The organism is Coriobacteriia bacterium (assembly GCA_013336165.1).
Lineage (GTDB): Bacteria > Actinomycetota > Coriobacteriia > Anaerosomatales > JAAXUF01 > JAAXUF01.
Window position 1 is genome coordinate 42,445 of record JAAXUF010000007.1, and the last position, 19,089, is coordinate 61,533.

Consider the following 19,089-nt stretch of genomic DNA (forward strand, 5'->3'; position numbering starts at 1 on the left):
GATGAAGCCCGAGATCGACAAGATTCGCGCATATACACTCGGTGAGGAGATCGCAAACAGCATCATCCACGGCATCGGTGTCGGGTTGTCTGTTGCGGCACTCGCGATCCTGCTCGTGTTCGCCGCCCAAGGAGGCAACCGGTGGGCCATCGCCAGCGCGATTGTGTTCGGCATCGCGCTAATTCTCGAGTACACGGCATCCACGCTGTATCACAGCTTCCCGCAGCCCAAGGTCAAACACGTCTTCAAGATTCTCGACCACGCCGGTATCTATCTGCTCATAGCCGGCACCTACACTCCATTCACGCTCATCCCTCTGCGGAACAGCGGCGGGCTGAGGATATTCGCTCTCGTCTGGACGCTCGCCATCGCCGGCATCGCTGTCGAAGCGTTCTGGGTCTACCGGCCGCGTTGGCTTTCCGCCGCGGTCTATCTGGCCATGAGCTGGCTCATCGTTTTCACATTCAAGCCGTTGGCGGCCAACATGGATCCGGCCGGCCTATGGTTGCTGATAGCAGGCGGTCTCTCATACACGCTCGGCACGGTGTTCTACGTGCTCAAGAAGGTCAAGTACATGCACGCGGTGTGGCACTTCTTTGTGCTGGGCGGCAGCGTCGCGCATTTCCTCGCGGTGTTGCTGTACGTGATCATCCCTACACGTTAGCGACGTTGCTGTAGCCGCGCTGCTCCCAGTACCCTCTGAAGCTCGCATCGTTTGAGACCTCAATCGTCTTGATCCACTTCGCCCACTTGTAGCCGAGGTAGTTCTCGGCGACCGTCCTGAATGGGTACCCGTACTCGGTAGGGAGCGTGACGCCGTTGACTGACCAAGCCAGCATCACGTTGTTGTCGATGATGACCTTGAGCGGCATCGATGTCGTGTAGCCGTCCGAGCAGCGGAAGATCACGGTCGATGCCGAGGAGTCGTAGCCGGCGCGCTCAAGCACGTCGCGCAGCAGCACGCCGTCCCAGACATGCACGACGCTCCAGCCTTCGACGCACGGCAGCTTCACGAGCTTGCGGGTCGAGGGCATCGCATGCACGTCGTCGTACGAAAGCGACAGCGGCTTTGAAGTCTTCCCATTCACCTCGAGCCGATAGTCCGCTGTGGCGAGCTGCTGGACGCCATTGATGCCCTGCACCTTCGCCGATCGGTACGGGTCAAGCTGGGTTCCTTGGTAGTTGCTGATTTCGCTGCCGAACCCGGCGGATGAAGTCGTCGAACCGTCGCCACCGGTGCCGGTGCCGGATGGCTGCGACTCAAACACGCATCCTGCGAGTGCGAGCGTCGGCGCGAGGGCGGCAACGAAGGCCAGCCATTGGCGTCTACTGTACAGGGCCTGAGTCATGACGGTCGCTTCTCCTCATCAGTGCCGCTGCTGTATTGTCGGCACGTGAGGGGTATATCCCCCGAAATACAACGCACACGTGAGGAGACCTCAAGAATGTCGGGCCGATACACGATCGAGTACGTGGGGCGTGACCTGTGCGGAACCGATATCGCGACGTTTCGTTTCACCCGGCCCAAAGGCTACGATTTCGCGTCCGGCCAGTGGTTCACCCCGACGATCGAGACCGCCGAGGGCATGCAGACCAAGACGTTCTCGCACTCATCGGCGCCCGGTGACGACTGGATCGAGCTCACCACGCGGCTCTCAGGCTCCGCCTTCAAAAACGCGCTCCTCGCCCTTGCGCCCGGCACGAGCGTCACGATGTCCGGCCCCGGCGGGCATCTCGGCCTGCCCGAATCCGCCGACAAGGTCGCTTTTCTGGTTGGCGGCGTGGGCATCACGCCGGTGAGGAGCATCCTGCGCGATGCACAGCAGCGGGGCCGCCGATTTGAAGATGCGCTGCTGATGTACGGAAACCGCGATGAGTCGTGTATGCCGTTTCGCGCTGAACTCGAGGGCATGGCCGACATCGGCGTGCGGCTCGTCCACTGCTTCGAGCGTGCACCCGACTCGTGGGCGGGCGAACGGGGCTTCATCACCGCCGAGATGACTCTTCGGTACCTTGGTCCTTCCGACGAGCGGCTGTTCTTGGTGGCCGGACCGCCCGTGATGGTCTCGGCGATGGAGCGAGTGCTCGATCAACTCCAAATACCCGCCGCTCGCAGACTCGTCGAACGTTTTGGGGCCGCCGGATAGAAAACGGTTCGGCATTTGCTGAGACAGAGTTTGCAGTGCGCGGCTATTCAGCACCGTGGATGTCTGGTCTTGGCGAGAAGGTTCGGAAAACAGGGATGATCGAGCGAGCAAATCTGCCTGAAGGCTTTGTTGACCAAGCTGTCTTTGGGTTCGTCCAGACACATGTCACGTCGCTCTTGGCGTGGGACGTGATCATGTTCTTCGTGACCAACCAAGACGTAGTGCTCGACGATGCAACGCTGTCTTTTGTGCTGCGCCGTCACCCGGCTGAGATACGCGCCGAGGTCGAAGCTCTCTGCGATGCGCGGATTCTCCTTCCTTGTGATGGTGGGGTGCGCTACAGCCCCGAACCCGATCTTCATGAGCAGATCGAGCATTTTGCCGAGTCGTGCCGCGATCGCGAGCAGCGCCTCGTTCTAGTCAGTTCCGTCTTGCAGCGGACCGCCGAATAGTCGATTGTCGGTCGTCCGACGGGCCTCTTCTTGAAATCTCTTTATCTTTGGGCGGTTTCTAGAGGGCAGACACTGGTAACCTATACGGCATGGGCAGTACCGGTATTCAAGTTCTTCTGATTCTCGTGCTTGTGGGCATCGGGGGTTACTTCGCTGCGGCCGAGATCGCTCTCATCAGCGCTCGGACTTCCGCGCTGAAACGCCGCGCGGAAGAGGGTTCGAGGGGCGCCAAAGCTGCCGTCCAGCTTCTCGAAGAGCCCACCCGCCTTCTTTCCACGATCCAGATAGGGATCACGTTCGTAGGGTTCCTCGCCGCGTCAGTTGGTGCCGTAGCGCTGGCCAAGCCCGTCGAAGAGTGGTTCCGATCCTTCAACCTGCCATGGCTCGCATCGGTTGCGACGGGTCTCGGCGTCCTGCTCGTGACGCTCCTCATCTCCTACGTGACGCTGGTGTTCGGCGAACTCGTGCCCAAGCGCCTCGGCCTCCAGCGTGCCGAGAGGGTCGCGATCGCGGTTGCGCGACCGGTGCTGTGGCTTGAAGGAGCGTTCGCGCCTCTTGTCTGGCTGCTGAGCGCTTCGACCAACGCCGCCGCGCGACTCATTGGCCTCAAGGGTCAGGGCGGACGCCCCGGCGTCTCGGAAGAGGAGATCAAACTCCTCGTCACCGAACAGGGCAGCCTGCTTGATGAAGAGAAGCGGATGATCCACGAGATTTTCGAGATCGGCGATACCGTTGTGCGCGAGGTAATGGTGCCCCGAGTCGACATGGCGCTGGTCGAGGACACGGAGACGGTATCCCAGGCCACGTCCATCATGCAGGGCACAGGGTATTCTCGGCTGCCGGTTTATCACGAAGACCGTGACCGGATCGTCGGCATCACGCTGCTCAAGGACCTCGTCGGCCCGCTTGCGGAAGGTGACGGCCGCGAGCCGATCATCGAGCACATGCGCGAGCCCGTGTTTGTCCCAGAGACGAAAGGCATCCTCCCGCTGCTTTCCGAGATGCGTGCGACGCGCAATCAGATAGTCATCGTGGTAGATGAGTACGGTGGAACGGCGGGTCTGGTCACGATGGAGGACATCGTCGAGGAGATCGTTGGCGAGATCGCCGATGAGTTCGACCGCGACCACCGCTATATCCAGCAGGCTGGACCGCATGAGTGGGTGGTCGACGGGCGTTTCTCAATCGAGGATGCCATCGAGCGCAGGATGCCGGTCGAAGAGTCCGACGAATACGAGACCGTCGCCGGGTGGCTTCTGGCCGAGCTTGGCCACATACCGGTGTCGGGTGAGCGGTATGAGCATAACGGTTGGGAATTTCGAGTTCAGACGATGCGACGCCGCCGTGTTTCTCGAATCCGCGTGACGGAGCGCGTTGACGTTGCGGCGGCCGATGCGACCAAGAAACACGAGTAGGAGCCGTCATGAGCAAGAGCGAAAAACGTGAAGAGTGGACGGCGATCGTGGGCATCGGCCTCGTGGTGCTCGGGTTGTGGCTCATGATCGAACGGTTCTTCGGCGAGCTCGTGGCGCCGTTGCGCCAAGCGATTGACGTTCTCGGGCGTGTAGGCTGGCCGCTCTCACTGATCGCGCTCGGCGTGCTGCTGCTTGTTGCCGCGCGCCGCCGCTCGGTCGAAGGCGTCGATGCCCGCAGGCTGTATCGCTCGCGCAGCGAACGCATGGTGGGCGGGGTTCTCGGCGGCATCGCAGAGTACGTGGGCTGGCAGCCGACCGTCGTGCGCGTGATGTACGTCGTGTTCGCCGTCATCACCGGCTTCGGGCCGGCGCTGCTGCTCTACATCATCGCGACGATCGTCATTCCCGAGGGGGCCGTCGCAGCGCCCCCGGAACCCCCTGCACCGCCTGCACCACCCGCACCTCCTGCGCCCCCGGCGTACTAGGAGCATCATGCCGAGAATCGCCGAGGCCAAGCCCACGAAGCCGGGGGATGCGATCGACGCACACGTCCACCTGTTCACTGTTGGGCTGATGGAGGAGTTCGTCTCGGCGATGGAGGCTTCCGGCACCGGCGCTCCGGAGCGCTTTCGCGAGGCGCTTAAGCAGCGCCGATGGGGCCGGCGCAACCAGGTGCTCCCCAACAAGACTCCCGAGCAGACTGCGCGCTGGTACGTCAACCGTCTGCATGCGGCCAACGTCGCCAAGGCGCTGGTGGTCTCGGTGATGCCGGACAGCCAGTGGACGCGCGACTTCCTTGTGGCGGCGCGCGGTCACGTTCATGCGCTGTGCAACGTCGACCCACGCGATCCGGGCGCGCCCGCGCTGCTCGAGCGCGAGATGGCGGCGGGCTTTCGCGGCGTGAAGCTCTACCCCGTCAACCGCAGCTATCGATTGTCTGACCCGGCGTGCCGGCCGTTCTTCGAAAAAGCGCACGAGCTGGGCGCGAACATGATCATCCACTACGGCGTCACCGTCGACCCGACGGGCGACCTGCGCTACGCCGATCCAATCGACCTGTCGCCGGTTGCGCGCGACTACCCGGATCTGAAGTTCGTGGTCGCGCATTTCGGCGCCGGCTGGCTCGACAGCGTGCTGCGGCTGGCATACCAGTGCAAGAACGTGTGTGTGGACACCTCCGGCACCAACAATTGGATGGATTACTACGTCCCCAAGATGACGCTCGCCGAGGTCTTCGAGCGCACACTCACCGCGATGGGCCCGGAGCGCGTGCTGTTTGGCACCGACAGCGGCACGACCGCGCCGTACCGTACCTGGATCCGCTACATGCAGGAGCGCACGGTCGAGGAGCTGGGTGTCTCGGATGCGGATCGAGACCTCATCATGCGCGGCAATGCGTCGCGGATCTTCCGCCTCGACGAGCCGCTACTGCCGCCGTCGGAGGAGTAGAAATCATGCCTGCCGAGAACGACGTCCTCAAGCCTGCACCCGCTTCGGACTACGACGAGTTTGTGAATTGGAACGCCCGCCTCGCCCGTGAGCTGCCATTCTTCCGGCGGGTATTCGACGAGGTCGGTGCGCGCAGTGTGATCGACGTCGGCGCCGGGAGTGCTCGGCATTCGATCGAGTTCGCGGCGTGGGGGATGTCGGTCGACGCCATCGACCCCACCGACTCGATGCTCTCGCAGGCCGAGGCCAACATCGCCACTGCTGCCGAGCGGATTGCGGAAGCCGGCGGTGAGCTGCGGCTGACGCGCGGTGGGTTCGGGGGGCTGCAGGCGCTCGGACTGGGAGGTGCCGATGCGCTCATCTGCACCGGCAACGCGCTGCCGCACGTGGGTGGGCGCGTGAAGTTGCGCGGAGCGCTCGCGGATTTCGCCGCCGTGCTGCGACCAGGGGGAGTGCTGGTCCTGCACCTGCTCAACCACGCGCGCCTGTATGCGAGCAAGCCACGCGCGATTCCACCGGTGGTGCGCGATACTCCGGCCGGCACTCGAGTTTTCTTGCGAGTGATCAGCTATCCCGAAGGCGACGAGTACCTTGATTTCGACTTTCTGACGCTGACGCGCGATGCCGGTGGCGAGTGGACGACGACTTCGCGCAGATCCGCGCACACGGCGCTTCCTGTCGACTTGCTGCGCGAAGAACTCACGGCGGCGGGATTCGAGCACGTCGAGGCGTTCGGTGGCCACGACGGGCATGCGCTCGCCATCGAGCACGACGAGAGTGTGATCGTGGTGGCTCGGCGAGGGTAGGGCTGTAGCCGAGCACCTTGCAGCCCGACTGTCCTTTGACGTATATTTACGATACAAAGTATACGTCACTTTGGAGGTCTCTCGTGAACACAAAGCTGACCCTGCGTCTCGATGACCGTCTGATCGACAGGGCGAAGCGCTACTCTGACCGTTCGGGCAAGTCGGTCTCACAGCTTGTCTCGGATTACTTCTCCCTTATCGAGACGGACGAACACATCCCCGGCACAGAGCTTACGCCGCGAGTCCTCGCGATGATCGGCGCACTCAAAGGCGCCTCGACAACGGAAGAGGATTATCGCCGTCACCTTGAGGAGAAGTACCGGTGAACATTCTCTTCGACACCAATGTGATCTTGGACGTTCTGCTGGAGAGGGAACCGTACGTCGATGCTGCCGCAAAGCTGTTCGCACTCGTGGACAACGGACGCATTAAGGGCTTTATCTGCGCAACAACTGTGACGACGGTCTACTACATCGCGGCGAAGGACTTCGGTCGCCGCAGAGCTCGCGATCAAGTTCACGGGCTGCTCGGCTTGTTTGAGGTCGCACCGGTTGATCGCGACGTGTTGGACGGTGCGCTCGACATCGACTTTCCGGACTACGAGGATGCCGTGTTGCACGAAGCGGCGCGCGTGGCGGGAGCGGTTGCCATCGTCACGCGCGACCGTCGAGATTTCGCTCACTCGGCGATTCCGGCGCTCGATCCGCAAGAGTTGCTGGCGGCGATAGCGGCGCAGTAGGGTACCGCCTCTCCCACAGCGGGCTCTACCACAGTGCCATCTGATGCCCGGGCCGCTTGCCGTTCAGCAGGACGAATGGCGCGGCGCGCTTCGTGAGGATGCCGAGAGCGCGCAGATCACGCATCTCGCGCAGTGTGCCTTCCTTACGTGCGTCGAGGATCTGCCGAGCACCCACCGGACCGATTCCGGGAACTCGCAGCAGCTTTGATCGCTCGGCCGTATTGAGCTCGACGGGTTCCTCGGCGAGATGGGTGTGCGCCCAGACGAGTTTGGGGTCCTCGGCGAGCGAGAGCTTTCCCTCAGCGTCGTATGGAAACTCGTCAGCGTTGAACCCGTAGTCGCGAAGCAGGAAATCGCACTGGTACAGTCGGTGCTCGCGCACGGGCGACTCGGCGGGCAGGTCCTCAAAGGGAGTGTTGCTCACGGGGATGAACGCGCTGAAGTAGGCTCGTGCCAAGCCCGCCTTTTTGCGCAGGTATCCTACAGTGTCGATGATCTCTTTGTCGGTCTCTCCTCCGGGTCCGACGACAAACTGGGTCGTCTGACTCGGGCCGCTCCTGGCCCTGTTGCGCCAATCCCCGGGAACGCCCTCGTACCGGCTGCGAATCTGCTCGACCATCTGAAGCGGCCGCACCAGCTCCTCGACGAGCCTTTTGTGGGGAGCAAGGCGCGCGAGGGAAGCGCGGGTTGGCGCCTCTAGGTTCACAGACACGCGGTCGGCTAGTTGCATCGACCGCTCGATCTGCGCGTACTCGGCGCCGGGCATCAGCTTAAGGTGGATGTAGCCCCCAAAACCATAGTGTCCCCGAAGTATCTCGGCGGTCTTGATGAGGGCGTCCTGCGTGCGGACACTTCCCCCCGAAAGGGCGGAACTCAGGAAGATTCCTTGGACCGCGCCTTGACGGTGCAGCCGTTCGAAGGTGGCCGCCAGTTCGTCCGGAGTGAACCTGGGCTTGCGTCCGTCGCGCTCTGCTCTGAACGGGCAGTAATAGCAGTCACGCTCACATGCCGAGTTCAACAGGGTCTTGAGAAGCGGAATTGTTCTGCCGCCCGGCATCAAGGCGTGATGGATAAAATGCTCGTCCTGCTTGGATTGACCTAATCGTGACGCAGCGCGAGCTGGCCGCTGCTGCGGAGCACAATCGCTGCACTGCTCGAACTCCATGTAGGGAGCGATCTCTTCGAGCTTCTCGAGGGCGTCGTTTATGCCCATGGCTACCTCTGGACTGGGATGAAGGCATCTCTGAGTTTAGTATAGAACATATGTTCGATACTGGCACGAATCGTTACCCTGAGACTCTGCGCATATCCGTGATCTACTGTGCGATGTTTGGCCCCAACTTGCACTTTCGTCCCAGCGTCGCGTCGCATGCTGCGATCGGCACGCTCGGCTCGGCGGGCAGGCACCCTGGCGCCTCGCGCACAAGCTCCGCATACAGGTGGCACAGCGGCAATCCCGCGACGTTCTGGTAGCACTCGTCTGCGGTGACCTCGGCGATCTGGCCCTCGATGTTGTAGGCGCCGGCGCAGCCGAGAAACTCGCCGCGCGCCATCCACACCTCGATGTCGGTGTCGGAGAGAGCTTTCATGTCGACTGCGGTCGTGACCGCGAACGTGCGCGGCTCGGCGTCGTCGGGGCACTGAAGCGCGACTCCGGTGACCACGCTGTGCGTGCGGCCCGAGAGTGCGTGCAGCATCCGCCACGCGTCGACGACGTCATTCGGCTTGCCGAGAACCGCGTCGTCGAGAACCACGATCGTGTCGAAGCACAGCACGAGTCTGCCGCGAGCGTGCCCCTCGGCGTGCGCGGCGCGGGCCTTCTCGGCGGCGAGATGGCAGGCGAGGGCCTGCGGGTCGGACGCGAGTGGACTGTCGAGCTCCTCGGGCGTGTCGACCGATGTGACCTCGAACGGGATGCCGAGCCAACCGAGCAGCCGTCTGCGCCGCGGGGATTGCGACGCGAGTACGACTTCGGCAGGATGCGAATAGCTGTGGGATGGGTACTGACCGTTCATGGGCTGATGATAGCCCACGGCGCATTTCCGCGTCGCCGAGGTTCCGCCGCTGCGGGTGACAGCCTATAATTGCCAACAGCGAGCCGAAGGTGGCACTTACTCACAAAGGAGGGACTCCTGTGGCTCCGGCCGGGGGCGACGCGCCCAAAGCGCCTGCAGTCGTCGAACGCTTCGTGCGGCAGCTGATCGTCGCGGCTAAAGCTGCGGCCCTGTATCCGCCTGCGAGCAAGATCCCTGCGGAAGCGACGCAGACGGCGGTCGCGCTGCTCGGCGCGGCGACACGCGAGTTCCCGGAGCTGCGGATCTTCATCGACAAGAACGGCCTGTACTTCGCCGACGCGCCCTTGTCGCCCGGGCAGCTTTCGTTCACCGGTTTCGCCCAGGACCTCTATCACCACCACCTCGCCTCCGTGACGTTTCACGAGGGCGCTGCGCAGCGCGACCTCCTCACGTTCCTGACGGTCCTCAAGAGCACTCCCGAGGAGTTGCACGCATCCGGCGGTTTCGCCGCGAACCTGTGGTCGCAAAACGTCAGCGCGATCACCGTCGCCGAGACCCAAGTGATTCTCGTCGAGGCTGAGGTGTTCTCGGCGGAGGTACCCGAGTTGAGCGAGGCCGAGGACGGGGCAGAGGTGGAAACGACCCCTGTCGATCCTGAAGCCATAGACATTGCTCTGGAGCGTGTACTCGCCGGGCACTCGCGCGAACGGCGCGCGATCGCGCGCGTCATCGGCGAGCCTGCAACGGTGCGCCGATACCTTGAGACTGTGTACCGGGCCATCAGCGAGAGCGATGTCAATGACGCTCTCGAAGCGGTCGCTCAGCGTTTTTCGGAGTTCGCACAGGTGGCGCAGGGAAGCGAAGGCAAGGATGGTGCGCGCGATCTGTCAGAGGCGCTTGCCGGCCTCGAACCCGAGCTTCGGCGTCAGCTGCTCACTCGGAAGATCCTGCCCGAGGCTCGCACGTCCGACGCCATGGCCGAGGTCGTGCGCCAGCTTGGTGCCGATGAGATCCTGCGCATCCTTGTCGAGGACGTCTCGACAGAGGACCTTTCGGAAGAAGCGCTCATCGACGCCGTTCGCTGCCTCTCGGCGGTCCTCCCCATGGAGCGCACCGATCTTGCCGACAAGGCGCGGGCCGCAATGCTCGGCGCTGGCTTCTCGGCGGGCTTGGCCGAGACGCTCGTTGACCTGATCGCTCCCACCCGTCTGGTCATCCGTGGGGAAGAGGAGCCGCAAGCCGCCGGGGACGACGCTCGTCCGGCCGACGTCATCGCGCGGATCATGGATCTCGACCTCAGCCGTGAACCGTTGCGCTCGGACGATACAGATGTGCTCGCCCTGCGAGAAGAGGCCCGGCTCGGCATCACGGGTGGAGACGTCATCTCGACTCTCGTGTTGATGGCGACTCTTGACGTTCGCGAGACGGAGTTTGCGTCGACGATGGCGCTTCTGGAAGACTCGCTCAGCGTCTTGATCAGCCGAGGAGACGTCGAGCTAGCGACCCGGACGGCCGTCCTGATGCGCGCGGCTGCGGGGAGGCCGGAGTTGGCTCCGGTGCAGCGGCAGCGCTTGGAGCAGGCGGTCGAGCGGTTCTCGCGCCCTGAGGACGTGCGAACGCTTGCGCACGCGCTGCGCCTGTTCGCGCCCGGCACCGTCGAGCACGCTTCTGCGCGCGAACTGCTGGGGATGCTCGGACCGCTGGCGACAGATGCGCTGCTGGAGTTGCTCGCCGCCGAGCCCGACATGGCCGCCCGCCGCGTACTCGTCGAGCTGCTTTCGGGGATCTCAGGGAACACGCTGCAGCTTGCGCCGAGGCTCAGCGATCCGCGCTGGTACTTCGTCCGCAACGTGGTGAGCATTCTGGGTGCGGGGCGATCGCCTGAAGTGCTGCCGCTTCTTGAGCGCACACTGCGCCACCCCGACGCCCGGGTTCGCCGAGAGACCATCCGCGCGCTCTCTGGGATCCCGGATCGAGTGTCTACGAACCTGCTGGTCCTAGCGCTTTCCGATGCCGACGGCTCCAACGTGCAGCTTGCGGCGCGGTTCATCGGCGCATCGGGCGCATCGAGCGCCGTTGGTGCGCTTGAAGCCGTGGCGCGTGGCGAAGGTTCGGGCAACCGCGAGAACGGCCCGCGCATCGAGGCGATCGATGCGCTCGGGCGGCTCGGCGCTACCGAGGCGGTTCCTACGCTCGAGCACCTAGCGCGGGCGCGCAGCCTGTTCGGCGCGTCGCGAACGCGGGAACTGCGCACGGCGGCGGAGTCCGCGATCGCGAAGATCTCGGCGAAGAAGCGGGAGGTGCAGGGATGAGCGATCCGCTCGACTACCCGACTGCCGGGTCCGCAGAGGCAGGAGCCCCCGCCTCGCCGTCCCCGCGCGCCGACGTCGCCATCGCCGCCATCGGTGGAGTGCGTTTTTCGCGCGAACAAGTCGCCCGCGCGCGCGACATTCTCACGCGTATATATGCGCTTAGACGCGCCGCCAATCTGTATCCGGCCGAGCATCCGGCGACCGCAGAGAGCGTGCGGTTCCTGGGCGATTCGATCCGCCGGTACCATGCCGAGGGTGTGGAGCCGCAGTTCACCTTCTTCGAGGGCGAGATCTTTCTCGGCGAGCAGCTCCTATCTCGAGAGAGCCTCGTGTTCGACCAGCTCGTGCGCGACATGACCGCGATCGGCGTAGGGTCGCTCACATTTCGCCGTGGCATGACCGATGACGAGTTGGTCAGGCTCACGCCCATCCTGAACGCTGACTCTGGCGAGATAGCGCGGGTGGGCGGCATCACCAAGATGGCCGCCGATGCTCGTCTCGGCCACGTGCAGATGAGCGCGGTCCGGGCGTTCGAGGAGGTCGCCGCGTCGGTAGGTGGCACGCGGGAGGCCGCGCTGGCGGTGTTTGGGAACGCGGTCTCGCTGATCCGCGAGGTCGATCGGCTCCTGCGCTCGAACCGGCACATCAGTGCGGCCAAGGTCACGAGTGTAGCCGACGCGCTCGTGGACAACGTGCTGACGAACCGTGAGGCGATGCTGCAGCTCTCCGGTCTGAAGGACTACGACGAATACACGTACTACCACTCGGCGAATGTGGCGGTTCTGTCTCTCGCGTTAGGGGCCGCGGTCACCGATGATCGCCGGTTCCTCTCCTCTCTGGGTATCGGCGCTCTGCTGCACGATGTGGGCAAGCTCTCTATGGGACGCGACATCCTCGCGAAGGAAGGGCCGCTTTCCGAGGCGGAGTGGGAGGTCGTCTACCAGCACCCCGTCATCGGCGCCGAGATGGTCGCGCTGATGCAGGGCGTGGACAAGTCAGCTATCGTCACCATTCTGGAGCACCACATGAGATGGGATGGAGAGGGCTATCCCGCTCACGAGTCTCTCCGCCGCCAGCACCTCACAAGCCGCATTGTTGCGGTGGCCGACTCGTACGACGCGATGACATCGAGCCGCGTCTACTCGGATCCCATCGTTCATGACAAGGCGATGGAGCATCTTGCCGAGAGCTCGGGAACCGCTCTGGATCCGAGGTTGGTGCGCTTGTTTGTCGGTCTCATGGGCGTGTATCCGCCGCGCTCGGTGGTGCAGCTTTCGACCGGTGCGACCGGAGTGGTTCTTGCGCCGGGTGTGAACGACCCGTTCTTGCCGACTGTGCGAGTTTTCGCGGATGCCGATGGCACACTCATCGCTCCCGAGGACATCGCACTTGAAAGTGCCGGCGGCATCAGCGTGAAAGGGTGTCTCGACCCGCGCCGGCTCAACATAGAGGTGGACGACTACCTGTAGTCTCGCCAAAGGAGATCAGAATGGCTGGAAGAACGCATCGTGTCAGCAGGGGCTGGTGGACCGTCCTCGCTGCCGTCTTGGTCTTCGTTGTGGCGCCGCTCGTCATATGGGGCGCGCGAACATGGATCGACTGGCTGTGGTTCGCCGATCTGGGACAGAGCACGGTCTTTGTCACGCGGCTCGTGTCGGAGTTCGTGACGGGCGTGGTGTTCGCCGCGATCACGTTTGTGTTTTTGTTCGTGAACATGCGCATCGCGCGCCGGATGGCGCCGAGGGTCTTTGCAGTCGGTTCTCCCGAGCCAAACCCCGCCACCGAACAGATCCGCTATTTTGCCGAGCAGCTGCGCAGCAGGTTCGGTCCGGTGCTGGATCAGGCGGTCCTGTGGGGCTCGGCGGTGCTCGCGTTCTTTGTGGGCTTGGACATGGCTTCGCATTGGGAGACGTTCAGGCTCGCGCTGTCGGCCGTGCCCTTTGGCTACAACGACCCTCAATTCAATAAGGATGTCGGCTTCTTCGTGTTCCAGCTGCCGGCTTTGGACCTGCTTTACAGCTGGCTGGTCGGAATTCTCGTTCTCACGTTCGTGCTCACGATCTTCGTGCATGTCGTTGACGGTGCCGTTCAGCCGTGGGCCCGACTCAAGGGTTTCGCACCTCACGTCAAAGCGCACCTCTCCGTTCTGATGGCGTTCTTCGTCTTGGCCTTGGGCTTCGGATACTGGCTCGACATCTGGAAACTCGATTTCTCGCAGACCGGCCAGATCATAGGGGCCGGCTACACGGACGTTCACGCGCAGTTCCCCGCATACGTCATCCTGATCGTGATTTCGGCGCTGGTTGCCGTCGGGTTGCTGCTCAACATTCGCTACAAAGGATGGCGCCTGCCGATAATCTCGGTGAGCGCGTGGGTCGTCGCATCGATTCTGCTCGGCTGGGCATGGCCGGCGGCGGTGCAGGCCTTCATCGTCGCTCCCAACGAAGCGGCCGCCGAGGCGCCCTACATCGAGCGCAACATCACCATGACTCGGCTGGCATTCAATCTCACCGACGTGAAGGGAACGACGTTCGCTGCCGATGAGAGCCTGACCGCAACAGACGTGGTGTCCGACCCGACCACGCTCTCCAATGTGCGCCTGTGGGATCCGGCAATCGTGGGGCAGTCCTTTGCCCAGCTGCAGTCCATTCGCCCGTACTACGAGTTCACCGATGTCGATGTCGACCGCTACACCATCAACGGCGTAGCACAGCAGGTGCTCGTGTCTGCGCGTGAGATGAACTCGAGCATGCTGGCTTCGCAAGCGCAGACCTGGGTCAACCAGCACCTCGTGTACACGCATGGGTACGGGCTTGTGATGAGTCCCGTCAACGGTGCCGACTCACGCGGGATGCCGACGTTCATTATCGGTGATGTTCCGCCGAAGACGACAACCGACCTCAAGACCGAGCAGCCCCGCATCTACTTCGGTGAGGCCACCACCGACTACGCGATCGTCGACACCGGGATAAAGGAGTTCGACTATCCCGAGGGCGACGCCAACGCCTACTACGAGTATGACGGCACCGGCGGAGTCGCCATCGGCTCTCCGCTGAGGCGTCTGGCCTGGGCGCTGAACCTGGGATCGAGCCAGGTCATCTTCTCCAACTATGTGAAGTCGGACAGCCGCGTCCTTCTGCGCCGCGATCTGAAGTCTCGCCTGAACGCACTCGCTCCTTGGCTGACGTACGACAAGGATCCGTATCCGGTGCTGGTCAACGGCAGGATCCAGTGGGTCATCGACGCGTACACTACCGCCGAGTGGTTCCCATACTCCGAGGGCTTGCCCACGGCCCCGGACATCCGTTACATGCGCAACTCGGTCAAGGTCACCGTCGATGCGTTCAACGGCGAGACGAAGTTCTACGCGTTTGACGAGGAAGATCCGGTGCTGCAAGCGTGGCGCAAAGTCTTCCCATCACTCGTACTCGACGGTTCGCAGGTCCCTGAGGAGCTCGCCGAGCACTTCCGCTATCCCGAGGATCTCTTCTCAGCACAGGCCGAGATCTACCGGACCTACCACATGACGGATGCGCGCGTCTTCTACAACAAAGAGGATCAGTGGGAGATTCCCGGCGTGCATCAGAACGCTGCGATGCAGCCGTTCTTCGTGTTCATGACGCTGCCGGGCCAGACCAAGCAACATTTCTACATGATGCAGCCGTTCACGCCTCGCAACCGCGACAACATGATCGGCTGGATGGCTGTCAACTGCGATCCCGACGGCTACGGCGAACGGACGGTGTACCTGTTTCCCAAAGAGCGCGTGGTCCTTGGCCCGTCGCAGGTCAGTGCCCGCATCAACCAAGATGCCGTTATTTCTCCCCAGCTTTCTCTATGGAGTCAGCGCGGCAGCCAAGTCATCTTTGGCAATATGCTCGTGATCCCGATCAAGAACTCGATCGTCTACATCCAGCCGCTCTACCTCCAGGCGGAGCAGACAGCGCTTCCAGAACTGACCCGCGTGATCGTCGTGTACGCCGAAAAGGTCGAGATGGAGAGCACGCTTCAAGCTGCGCTGCTCAAGGTGTTCGGCCAGGCGGCCGGCAGCGGTAGCACGCCGACGACCGGGACCCCGGGAGCATCCTCGGGCTCATCGGCTGACCTGGGGGCGGCGCAGAAGCTCTACAACGACGCGATCGCCGCGCAGAAGGCCGGCGACTGGGCGACATACGGCGACAAGATCAAGCAGCTCGGCGATCTGCTGAGCAAGCTTGCAGGGCAGGAGACAACGGCAGCTGCCAAGTAGCGCAAGCACGCTCGGGGGGCCTGTCAGGGCCCCCCCCGAGTTTGTCGCTTTCGTAACATTTGGTATACTTCGCTAGTTGCAGTTGCACGTGGCACCGCAGAGTTCGGCCGGATGACGATCGGAACGGCCGAGGGACCTGCGAAGCGGATGCCGACAAACGAAGTCCGATCGGATCGGTCCTGAAGGCGAGCCCTCACAAGGCTCGTTAGCACAACCGAGAACAGATACATCAGGTCCAAGCCAAAAGAGCATAGCGCTTCTCTGGCACTTGACGACGGTGGTAGCCGCTTGTCGTGCCGGATGCGAGGCAGCTTTCTTCATCACTCAACGTTTCTGCTGTCTAGGGCATTTATCCGTCCGTTTCGCCTCCGAGCCGTCGTCTAACGTCCTTGTAGTCGAGGTTTGGAGACATATTTGAACAGCTCAAAACGTGCATTGGTATTCGCGCTCATTGCCCCCCTGGCGCTTGCTGTGGTATTGAGCACCGGCGTCACGTCGGCAAGCGCGGCCGAGAATCCCGGCGCCACAGCCTTCAGGCGGATAGCGAAGGCCGATGGACTCAGCATCGCGGAGATAAACGCGGTCATACAGGCCGCATATCCGGAAATCCCACTGGTCGTCGACCCTGTTGAAGTGATCAAACAGGTGGCAGCCGAGAATGGGTACGGTGAAGCCGACACGAACGCGCTTCTCACGATCGCCTATCGCGAGAGCCGCTACAATCCCGACTCGAGGTCGGGCAAGTACTTGGGCATGTTCCAGCTGGATCAGAGTATGTGCGAAGGGGCCGTGTGGAACGATCCCCGGTGGAACACCCAGCGTGCGATTGAATACGTCATCGATCGCTACGGCACGCCCACAGAGGCGCTCCTGCACAGCAACCAGTTCAACTGGTACTAGAGACGCGAGGCGTCGGTAGCCACACACAAAAGACGCCAGAGCCCACTAGACCTCGGCGCGGTCTTCCTTTTGGGGTATCTTCAGTTGTGACGTGTCTTTAAGCGGCCCGCAAGGAGAACCGAGAAGATGACCGAAGACGAAAACGCTGCCCCCGAGGCCCAGCCCGAGGTTCCGCCAACAAAACCCGAAACCCTCGTCGACGCCATCGCCGATCTGCTTCAGATGCTGGTGAACTGGCTTCGGCAGGAGGCGGCCGCGCTCATGCGCGACAAGGTCATTCTGCCGCTGCAGAAACTCGGCCTCGTGCTTGCGTCGTCGATAGCCGCCGCGTGCTTGGCCGTGCTCGGACTGGGTTTCCTTTCGGTTGCGGCCCTCTTGCTGCTTGCCGAGTGGCTCGGCTGGATCGGCGCGCTTGCCACGATCGGCGCCGTCCTACTGGTAGGTTCGCTGGTGTTTACTTCCGTCAAGATCAGGAGCATGCAGAAATGAACGCAGACATGAAGCACAAATCGCCTGCTGTCACGGAAGCCGAGCCCATCACGGTGGAGGATCTCAAGCGCAGAGCCGAGGAAATCGGCGATCTTGCCGCCAGCGTGAGTCGGCGCGTCGCCGACAAAGTCGTACAGCAATCCGCGACTCGGAAAATGCTGGTTGTAGTGGGTGTGGTGCTGGCTGCGGCTTCCTTGGCCTACTTCGCTGGCCGCCGGGCCGTGCTGCACTCACTCGATTCGGCCGAATAGGCGGGAACGACGTTCGTGAGGATTCTCGAGATCGAGCGGATCGAGGTTGGATCCGCCGTCATCGAAGTGCTGGTTCGCGTCCCCGCTGGCGCACCTGTTCGCACCTCCGCGTCTCCAGGTTTGGGCGCGCGAGCGATCCGCATCCTGCCCGGTCTTCTGCGCCACACGTGTGATAACGGCTCCTCGCACGGTATCCTCGCCGAACTCGCGGATACCGAGACCCCGCATCTTCTTGAGCACATCGCTTTCGAGTTGATGGCGCTCTCCGGTTCGCCGCGCACACTCTCCGGCGAGACTGTCTGGGACTTCGCCGAGGACGGGCCCGGCGTGTTCCGTGTCCGTCTGGGCTTTGACGATGATCTGGTCGCGCTCGGTGCACTGCGCGAAGCGGCTCGGATGGTGGACTGGCTGATGAGTGCGGTCGCCGAGGAGCCTGACGTCGACAGCGTCGTGGCTCGGTTGCTGACGGTCAGGCAGCGGCCGACGTAGGGCGCCGTCTTTCGATGGATGTTCTTCATGCCAGTCCTCGTGCTGTACCTCTCTCGGCGTAGCCGGCTCGCCAAACACCCCCTGGAGCGTACTCAATAACGGCACCACAGGCCGATGCGGCATCCCTTGTCTCTGCGGCAGACTGATGGTGCCGGGTGCTGACCCCCCTGATACAGCACCCGGCACGAAACCTCGGCGAGGCGGAAAGAGGCTTCCGATGTCGAATCGGCTCAGGCTCACAATCGATGCGGTGACCTTCCTAAGCCTGCTGCTTGCGAACAGTCCGGCGGCGACAGGTATCGCTATTCACGAGTGGCTGAGTGTCGCGCTTGCGCTCACGCTCTTCGTGCATCTGGTGCTGAACTGGGGCTGGTGCGCGAGAACGGCGACGCGGCTGTTTCGCAAGATGATGGCATCTCGGCGAATCAACTTTGCGGTCGATCTGGTACTGCTCGTCGCATTCGTCACGGTAATGCTGACGGGTATCCTCATCTCGGAGTCTGTGCTGCCGACGCTGGGGATCACGGTTGCCGGCTTGGGCGTCGCCAGGACCCTGCACGCGCTCTCGGCCGATGCGACGATCCTTGCGTTCGCGGTGCACCTGGGCATGCATTGGCGGTGGATCTTCCGCGTCTTGGCCGACTGGTTCTCCCCGTCGACACGCACGGACGAAGTCGTCGTACCCGCCCGCCCGGCGATGGAAAGGAGTGAAGCGTGATGCGGACCCTCATGCGGATTGTCGGCGCCCTTGTGGTCGTGGTAGTGATCACGGGAGCTGTCTACTTCGTTTTACAGTCGTTGCCGACGTCGTTGGCCGCAGGCCGAGGATCGGGCGGCGCCATTAGTGCCGGCAGTGCCGATGAACGCGCGTCGTTGGGCATCGCCGAAGGCCAGACATCCGACGCAGCGGTGGCCGACGGGACTCGGACCCTGCCTTCAGGCGCGCGCAGCGGGGGGACGGAACTCCACGGAGGCAAAGGTGGAGCGTCCTTGGTGCAAGGGCTCTCTCAGATACTACTGACTCTGGTCAAGATCAGCATCATTGCCAGCGTTGTCGGAATCGCGGCCGCTTTCGCCGCAACTCGCGCTCGGCGGGCAGTTCGTACGGGTGTCGTTTGACCCCTGGCCTGCATGGATGCTATCGTGCTCGCCACACCTCCGTGGGCGACCGCGAGGGCTGCATAGAGCACCAAGGACGTGAGGGAAGAGGGCGCCATCAGCCCAGCCACCCCTCCACAAGTCCCCTGCCAGACCGGAGTCGAAGAGACGCCGAGGAAGCGGGTCGGCCCCGAGCCGGTATATCGGGAATTGAGGTCCCGCCTGTCGCTCACCGGCGCGGGGGGACGAAGATTGGTGGTACCGCGAATGCCCCCTCG

General features: G+C 63.0%; 21 protein-coding genes. 18 read left to right on the top strand and 3 right to left on the bottom strand.

What is annotated here, in order from left to right:
• The first annotated feature begins 1 nt into the window (after position 1).
• The gene (locus HGA39_06485) at positions 2-664 is read left to right on the top strand and encodes a hemolysin III family protein (protein ID NTW28990.1); all 663 of its coding nucleotides are present in this window, start codon (positions 2-4) and stop codon (positions 662-664) included.
• Here HGA39_06485 and HGA39_06490 read toward each other — a convergent pair.
• Entirely contained in the window at positions 654-1,349 is a 696-nt protein-coding gene (locus HGA39_06490; GenBank protein ID NTW28991.1) for a molybdopterin-dependent oxidoreductase, read from the bottom strand. The two genes, HGA39_06485 and HGA39_06490, sit on opposite strands and share 11 nt — an antisense overlap.
• Positions 1,350-1,445: 96 nt before the next feature.
• On the opposite strand from HGA39_06490, the gene HGA39_06495 reads away from it, so the two are divergent.
• From HGA39_06495 to HGA39_06530, 8 genes are all read left to right on the top strand, one after another.
• Positions 1,446-2,147: an FAD-dependent oxidoreductase gene (locus HGA39_06495; GenBank protein NTW28992.1), complete on the top strand. Its 702-nt coding sequence runs from the start codon at positions 1,446-1,448 to the stop codon at positions 2,145-2,147.
• Between the two features lie 95 nt (positions 2,148-2,242).
• Entirely contained in the window at positions 2,243-2,599 is a 357-nt protein-coding gene (locus HGA39_06500) for a hypothetical protein (protein ID NTW28993.1), read from the top strand.
• 89 nt (positions 2,600-2,688) lie between these two features.
• Positions 2,689-4,014, top strand: coding sequence for an HlyC/CorC family transporter (locus HGA39_06505; protein ID NTW28994.1), 1,326 nt, complete (start codon positions 2,689-2,691; stop codon positions 4,012-4,014).
• Between the two features lie 83 nt (positions 4,015-4,097).
• Positions 4,098-4,499, top strand: a complete 402-nt coding sequence (locus HGA39_06510) for a PspC domain-containing protein (GenBank protein NTW28995.1) — start codon at positions 4,098-4,100, stop codon at positions 4,497-4,499.
• Positions 4,500-4,506: 7 nt separating this feature from the next.
• The gene (locus HGA39_06515) at positions 4,507-5,463 is read left to right on the top strand and encodes an amidohydrolase family protein (GenBank protein NTW28996.1); all 957 of its coding nucleotides are present in this window, start codon (positions 4,507-4,509) and stop codon (positions 5,461-5,463) included.
• A gap of 5 nt (positions 5,464-5,468) precedes the next feature.
• Positions 5,469-6,269 (top strand): class I SAM-dependent methyltransferase, encoded by an 801-nt coding sequence (locus HGA39_06520; protein NTW28997.1) that lies wholly within the window; start codon positions 5,469-5,471, stop codon positions 6,267-6,269.
• A gap of 83 nt (positions 6,270-6,352) precedes the next feature.
• Complete coding sequence (locus tag HGA39_06525; protein ID NTW28998.1) at positions 6,353-6,595, top strand: antitoxin; 243 nt, start codon at positions 6,353-6,355, stop codon at positions 6,593-6,595.
• A complete protein-coding gene (locus tag HGA39_06530; GenBank protein NTW28999.1) occupies positions 6,592-7,008 on the top strand; it encodes a PIN domain-containing protein in 417 nt (138 codons plus the stop codon). The genes HGA39_06525 and HGA39_06530 overlap by 4 nt, the downstream gene beginning before the upstream one ends.
• A 25-nt stretch (positions 7,009-7,033) precedes the next feature.
• Here the strand turns inward: HGA39_06530 and HGA39_06535 are convergent, their stop codons facing one another.
• Positions 7,034-8,221: a radical SAM protein gene (locus HGA39_06535; protein ID NTW29000.1), complete on the bottom strand. Its 1,188-nt coding sequence runs from the start codon at positions 8,219-8,221 to the stop codon at positions 7,034-7,036.
• A gap of 103 nt (positions 8,222-8,324) precedes the next feature.
• On the bottom strand, positions 8,325-9,041 hold the full coding sequence (gene maf, locus HGA39_06540; GenBank protein ID NTW29001.1) for a septum formation protein Maf: 717 nt from the start codon (positions 9,039-9,041) through the stop codon (positions 8,325-8,327).
• A gap of 101 nt (positions 9,042-9,142) precedes the next feature.
• On the opposite strand from maf, the gene HGA39_06545 reads away from it, so the two are divergent.
• The 9 genes from HGA39_06545 (at position 9,143) to HGA39_06585 (ending at position 18,832) form a co-directional block, all read left to right on the top strand.
• Positions 9,143-11,335: a HEAT repeat domain-containing protein gene (locus tag HGA39_06545; protein ID NTW29002.1), complete on the top strand. Its 2,193-nt coding sequence runs from the start codon at positions 9,143-9,145 to the stop codon at positions 11,333-11,335.
• On the top strand, positions 11,332-12,804 hold the full coding sequence (locus HGA39_06550; protein NTW29003.1) for an HD domain-containing protein: 1,473 nt from the start codon (positions 11,332-11,334) through the stop codon (positions 12,802-12,804). The genes HGA39_06545 and HGA39_06550 overlap by 4 nt, the downstream gene beginning before the upstream one ends.
• 20 nt (positions 12,805-12,824) lie before the next feature.
• The gene (locus tag HGA39_06555; GenBank protein ID NTW29004.1) at positions 12,825-15,584 is read left to right on the top strand and encodes a UPF0182 family protein; all 2,760 of its coding nucleotides are present in this window, start codon (positions 12,825-12,827) and stop codon (positions 15,582-15,584) included.
• A gap of 414 nt (positions 15,585-15,998) precedes the next feature.
• Complete coding sequence (locus HGA39_06560; GenBank protein ID NTW29005.1) at positions 15,999-16,484, top strand: hypothetical protein; 486 nt, start codon at positions 15,999-16,001, stop codon at positions 16,482-16,484.
• 126 nt (positions 16,485-16,610) lie between these two features.
• On the top strand, positions 16,611-16,973 hold the full coding sequence (locus tag HGA39_06565) for a hypothetical protein (GenBank protein NTW29006.1): 363 nt from the start codon (positions 16,611-16,613) through the stop codon (positions 16,971-16,973).
• On the top strand, positions 16,970-17,224 hold the full coding sequence (locus tag HGA39_06570; GenBank protein NTW29007.1) for a hypothetical protein: 255 nt from the start codon (positions 16,970-16,972) through the stop codon (positions 17,222-17,224). Before HGA39_06565 ends, HGA39_06570 begins: the two co-directional genes overlap by 4 nt.
• 15 nt (positions 17,225-17,239) lie before the next feature.
• A complete protein-coding gene (locus tag HGA39_06575; GenBank protein ID NTW29008.1) occupies positions 17,240-17,713 on the top strand; it encodes a hypothetical protein in 474 nt (157 codons plus the stop codon).
• A 217-nt stretch (positions 17,714-17,930) separates the two neighbouring features.
• Positions 17,931-18,431 (top strand): DUF4405 domain-containing protein, encoded by a 501-nt coding sequence (locus HGA39_06580; GenBank protein ID NTW29009.1) that lies wholly within the window; start codon positions 17,931-17,933, stop codon positions 18,429-18,431.
• Positions 18,431-18,832: a hypothetical protein gene (locus tag HGA39_06585; protein ID NTW29010.1), complete on the top strand. Its 402-nt coding sequence runs from the start codon at positions 18,431-18,433 to the stop codon at positions 18,830-18,832. Before HGA39_06580 ends, HGA39_06585 begins: the two co-directional genes overlap by 1 nt.
• The last annotated feature ends 257 nt before the right edge of the window (positions 18,833-19,089 follow it).

What these genes read in the sequence shown, in the direction of transcription:
- HGA39_06500 (NTW28993.1), top strand. Translation starts at nt 2,243, where the DNA reads ATGATCGAGCGAGCAAATCTGCCTGAAGGCTTTGTTGACCAAGCTGTC.
- HGA39_06485 (NTW28990.1), top strand. Translation starts at nt 2, where the DNA reads ATGAAGCCCGAGATCGACAAGATTCGCGCATATACACTCGGTGAGGAG.
- HGA39_06580 (NTW29009.1), top strand. Translation starts at nt 17,931, where the DNA reads ATGTCGAATCGGCTCAGGCTCACAATCGATGCGGTGACCTTCCTAAGC.
- HGA39_06520 (NTW28997.1), top strand. Translation starts at nt 5,469, where the DNA reads ATGCCTGCCGAGAACGACGTCCTCAAGCCTGCACCCGCTTCGGACTAC.
- HGA39_06510 (NTW28995.1), top strand. Translation starts at nt 4,098, where the DNA reads ATGATCGAACGGTTCTTCGGCGAGCTCGTGGCGCCGTTGCGCCAAGCG.
- HGA39_06565 (NTW29006.1), top strand. Translation starts at nt 16,611, where the DNA reads ATGACCGAAGACGAAAACGCTGCCCCCGAGGCCCAGCCCGAGGTTCCG.
- HGA39_06515 (NTW28996.1), top strand. Translation starts at nt 4,507, where the DNA reads ATGCCGAGAATCGCCGAGGCCAAGCCCACGAAGCCGGGGGATGCGATC.
- HGA39_06570 (NTW29007.1), top strand. Translation starts at nt 16,970, where the DNA reads ATGAACGCAGACATGAAGCACAAATCGCCTGCTGTCACGGAAGCCGAG.
- HGA39_06555 (NTW29004.1), top strand. Translation starts at nt 12,825, where the DNA reads ATGGCTGGAAGAACGCATCGTGTCAGCAGGGGCTGGTGGACCGTCCTC.
- HGA39_06490 (NTW28991.1), bottom strand. Translation starts at nt 1,349, where the DNA reads ATGACTCAGGCCCTGTACAGTAGACGCCAATGGCTGGCCTTCGTTGCC.
- HGA39_06495 (NTW28992.1), top strand. Translation starts at nt 1,446, where the DNA reads ATGTCGGGCCGATACACGATCGAGTACGTGGGGCGTGACCTGTGCGGA.
- HGA39_06550 (NTW29003.1), top strand. Translation starts at nt 11,332, where the DNA reads ATGAGCGATCCGCTCGACTACCCGACTGCCGGGTCCGCAGAGGCAGGA.
- HGA39_06585 (NTW29010.1), top strand. Translation starts at nt 18,431, where the DNA reads ATGCGGACCCTCATGCGGATTGTCGGCGCCCTTGTGGTCGTGGTAGTG.
- HGA39_06505 (NTW28994.1), top strand. Translation starts at nt 2,689, where the DNA reads ATGGGCAGTACCGGTATTCAAGTTCTTCTGATTCTCGTGCTTGTGGGC.
- HGA39_06535 (NTW29000.1), bottom strand. Translation starts at nt 8,221, where the DNA reads ATGGGCATAAACGACGCCCTCGAGAAGCTCGAAGAGATCGCTCCCTAC.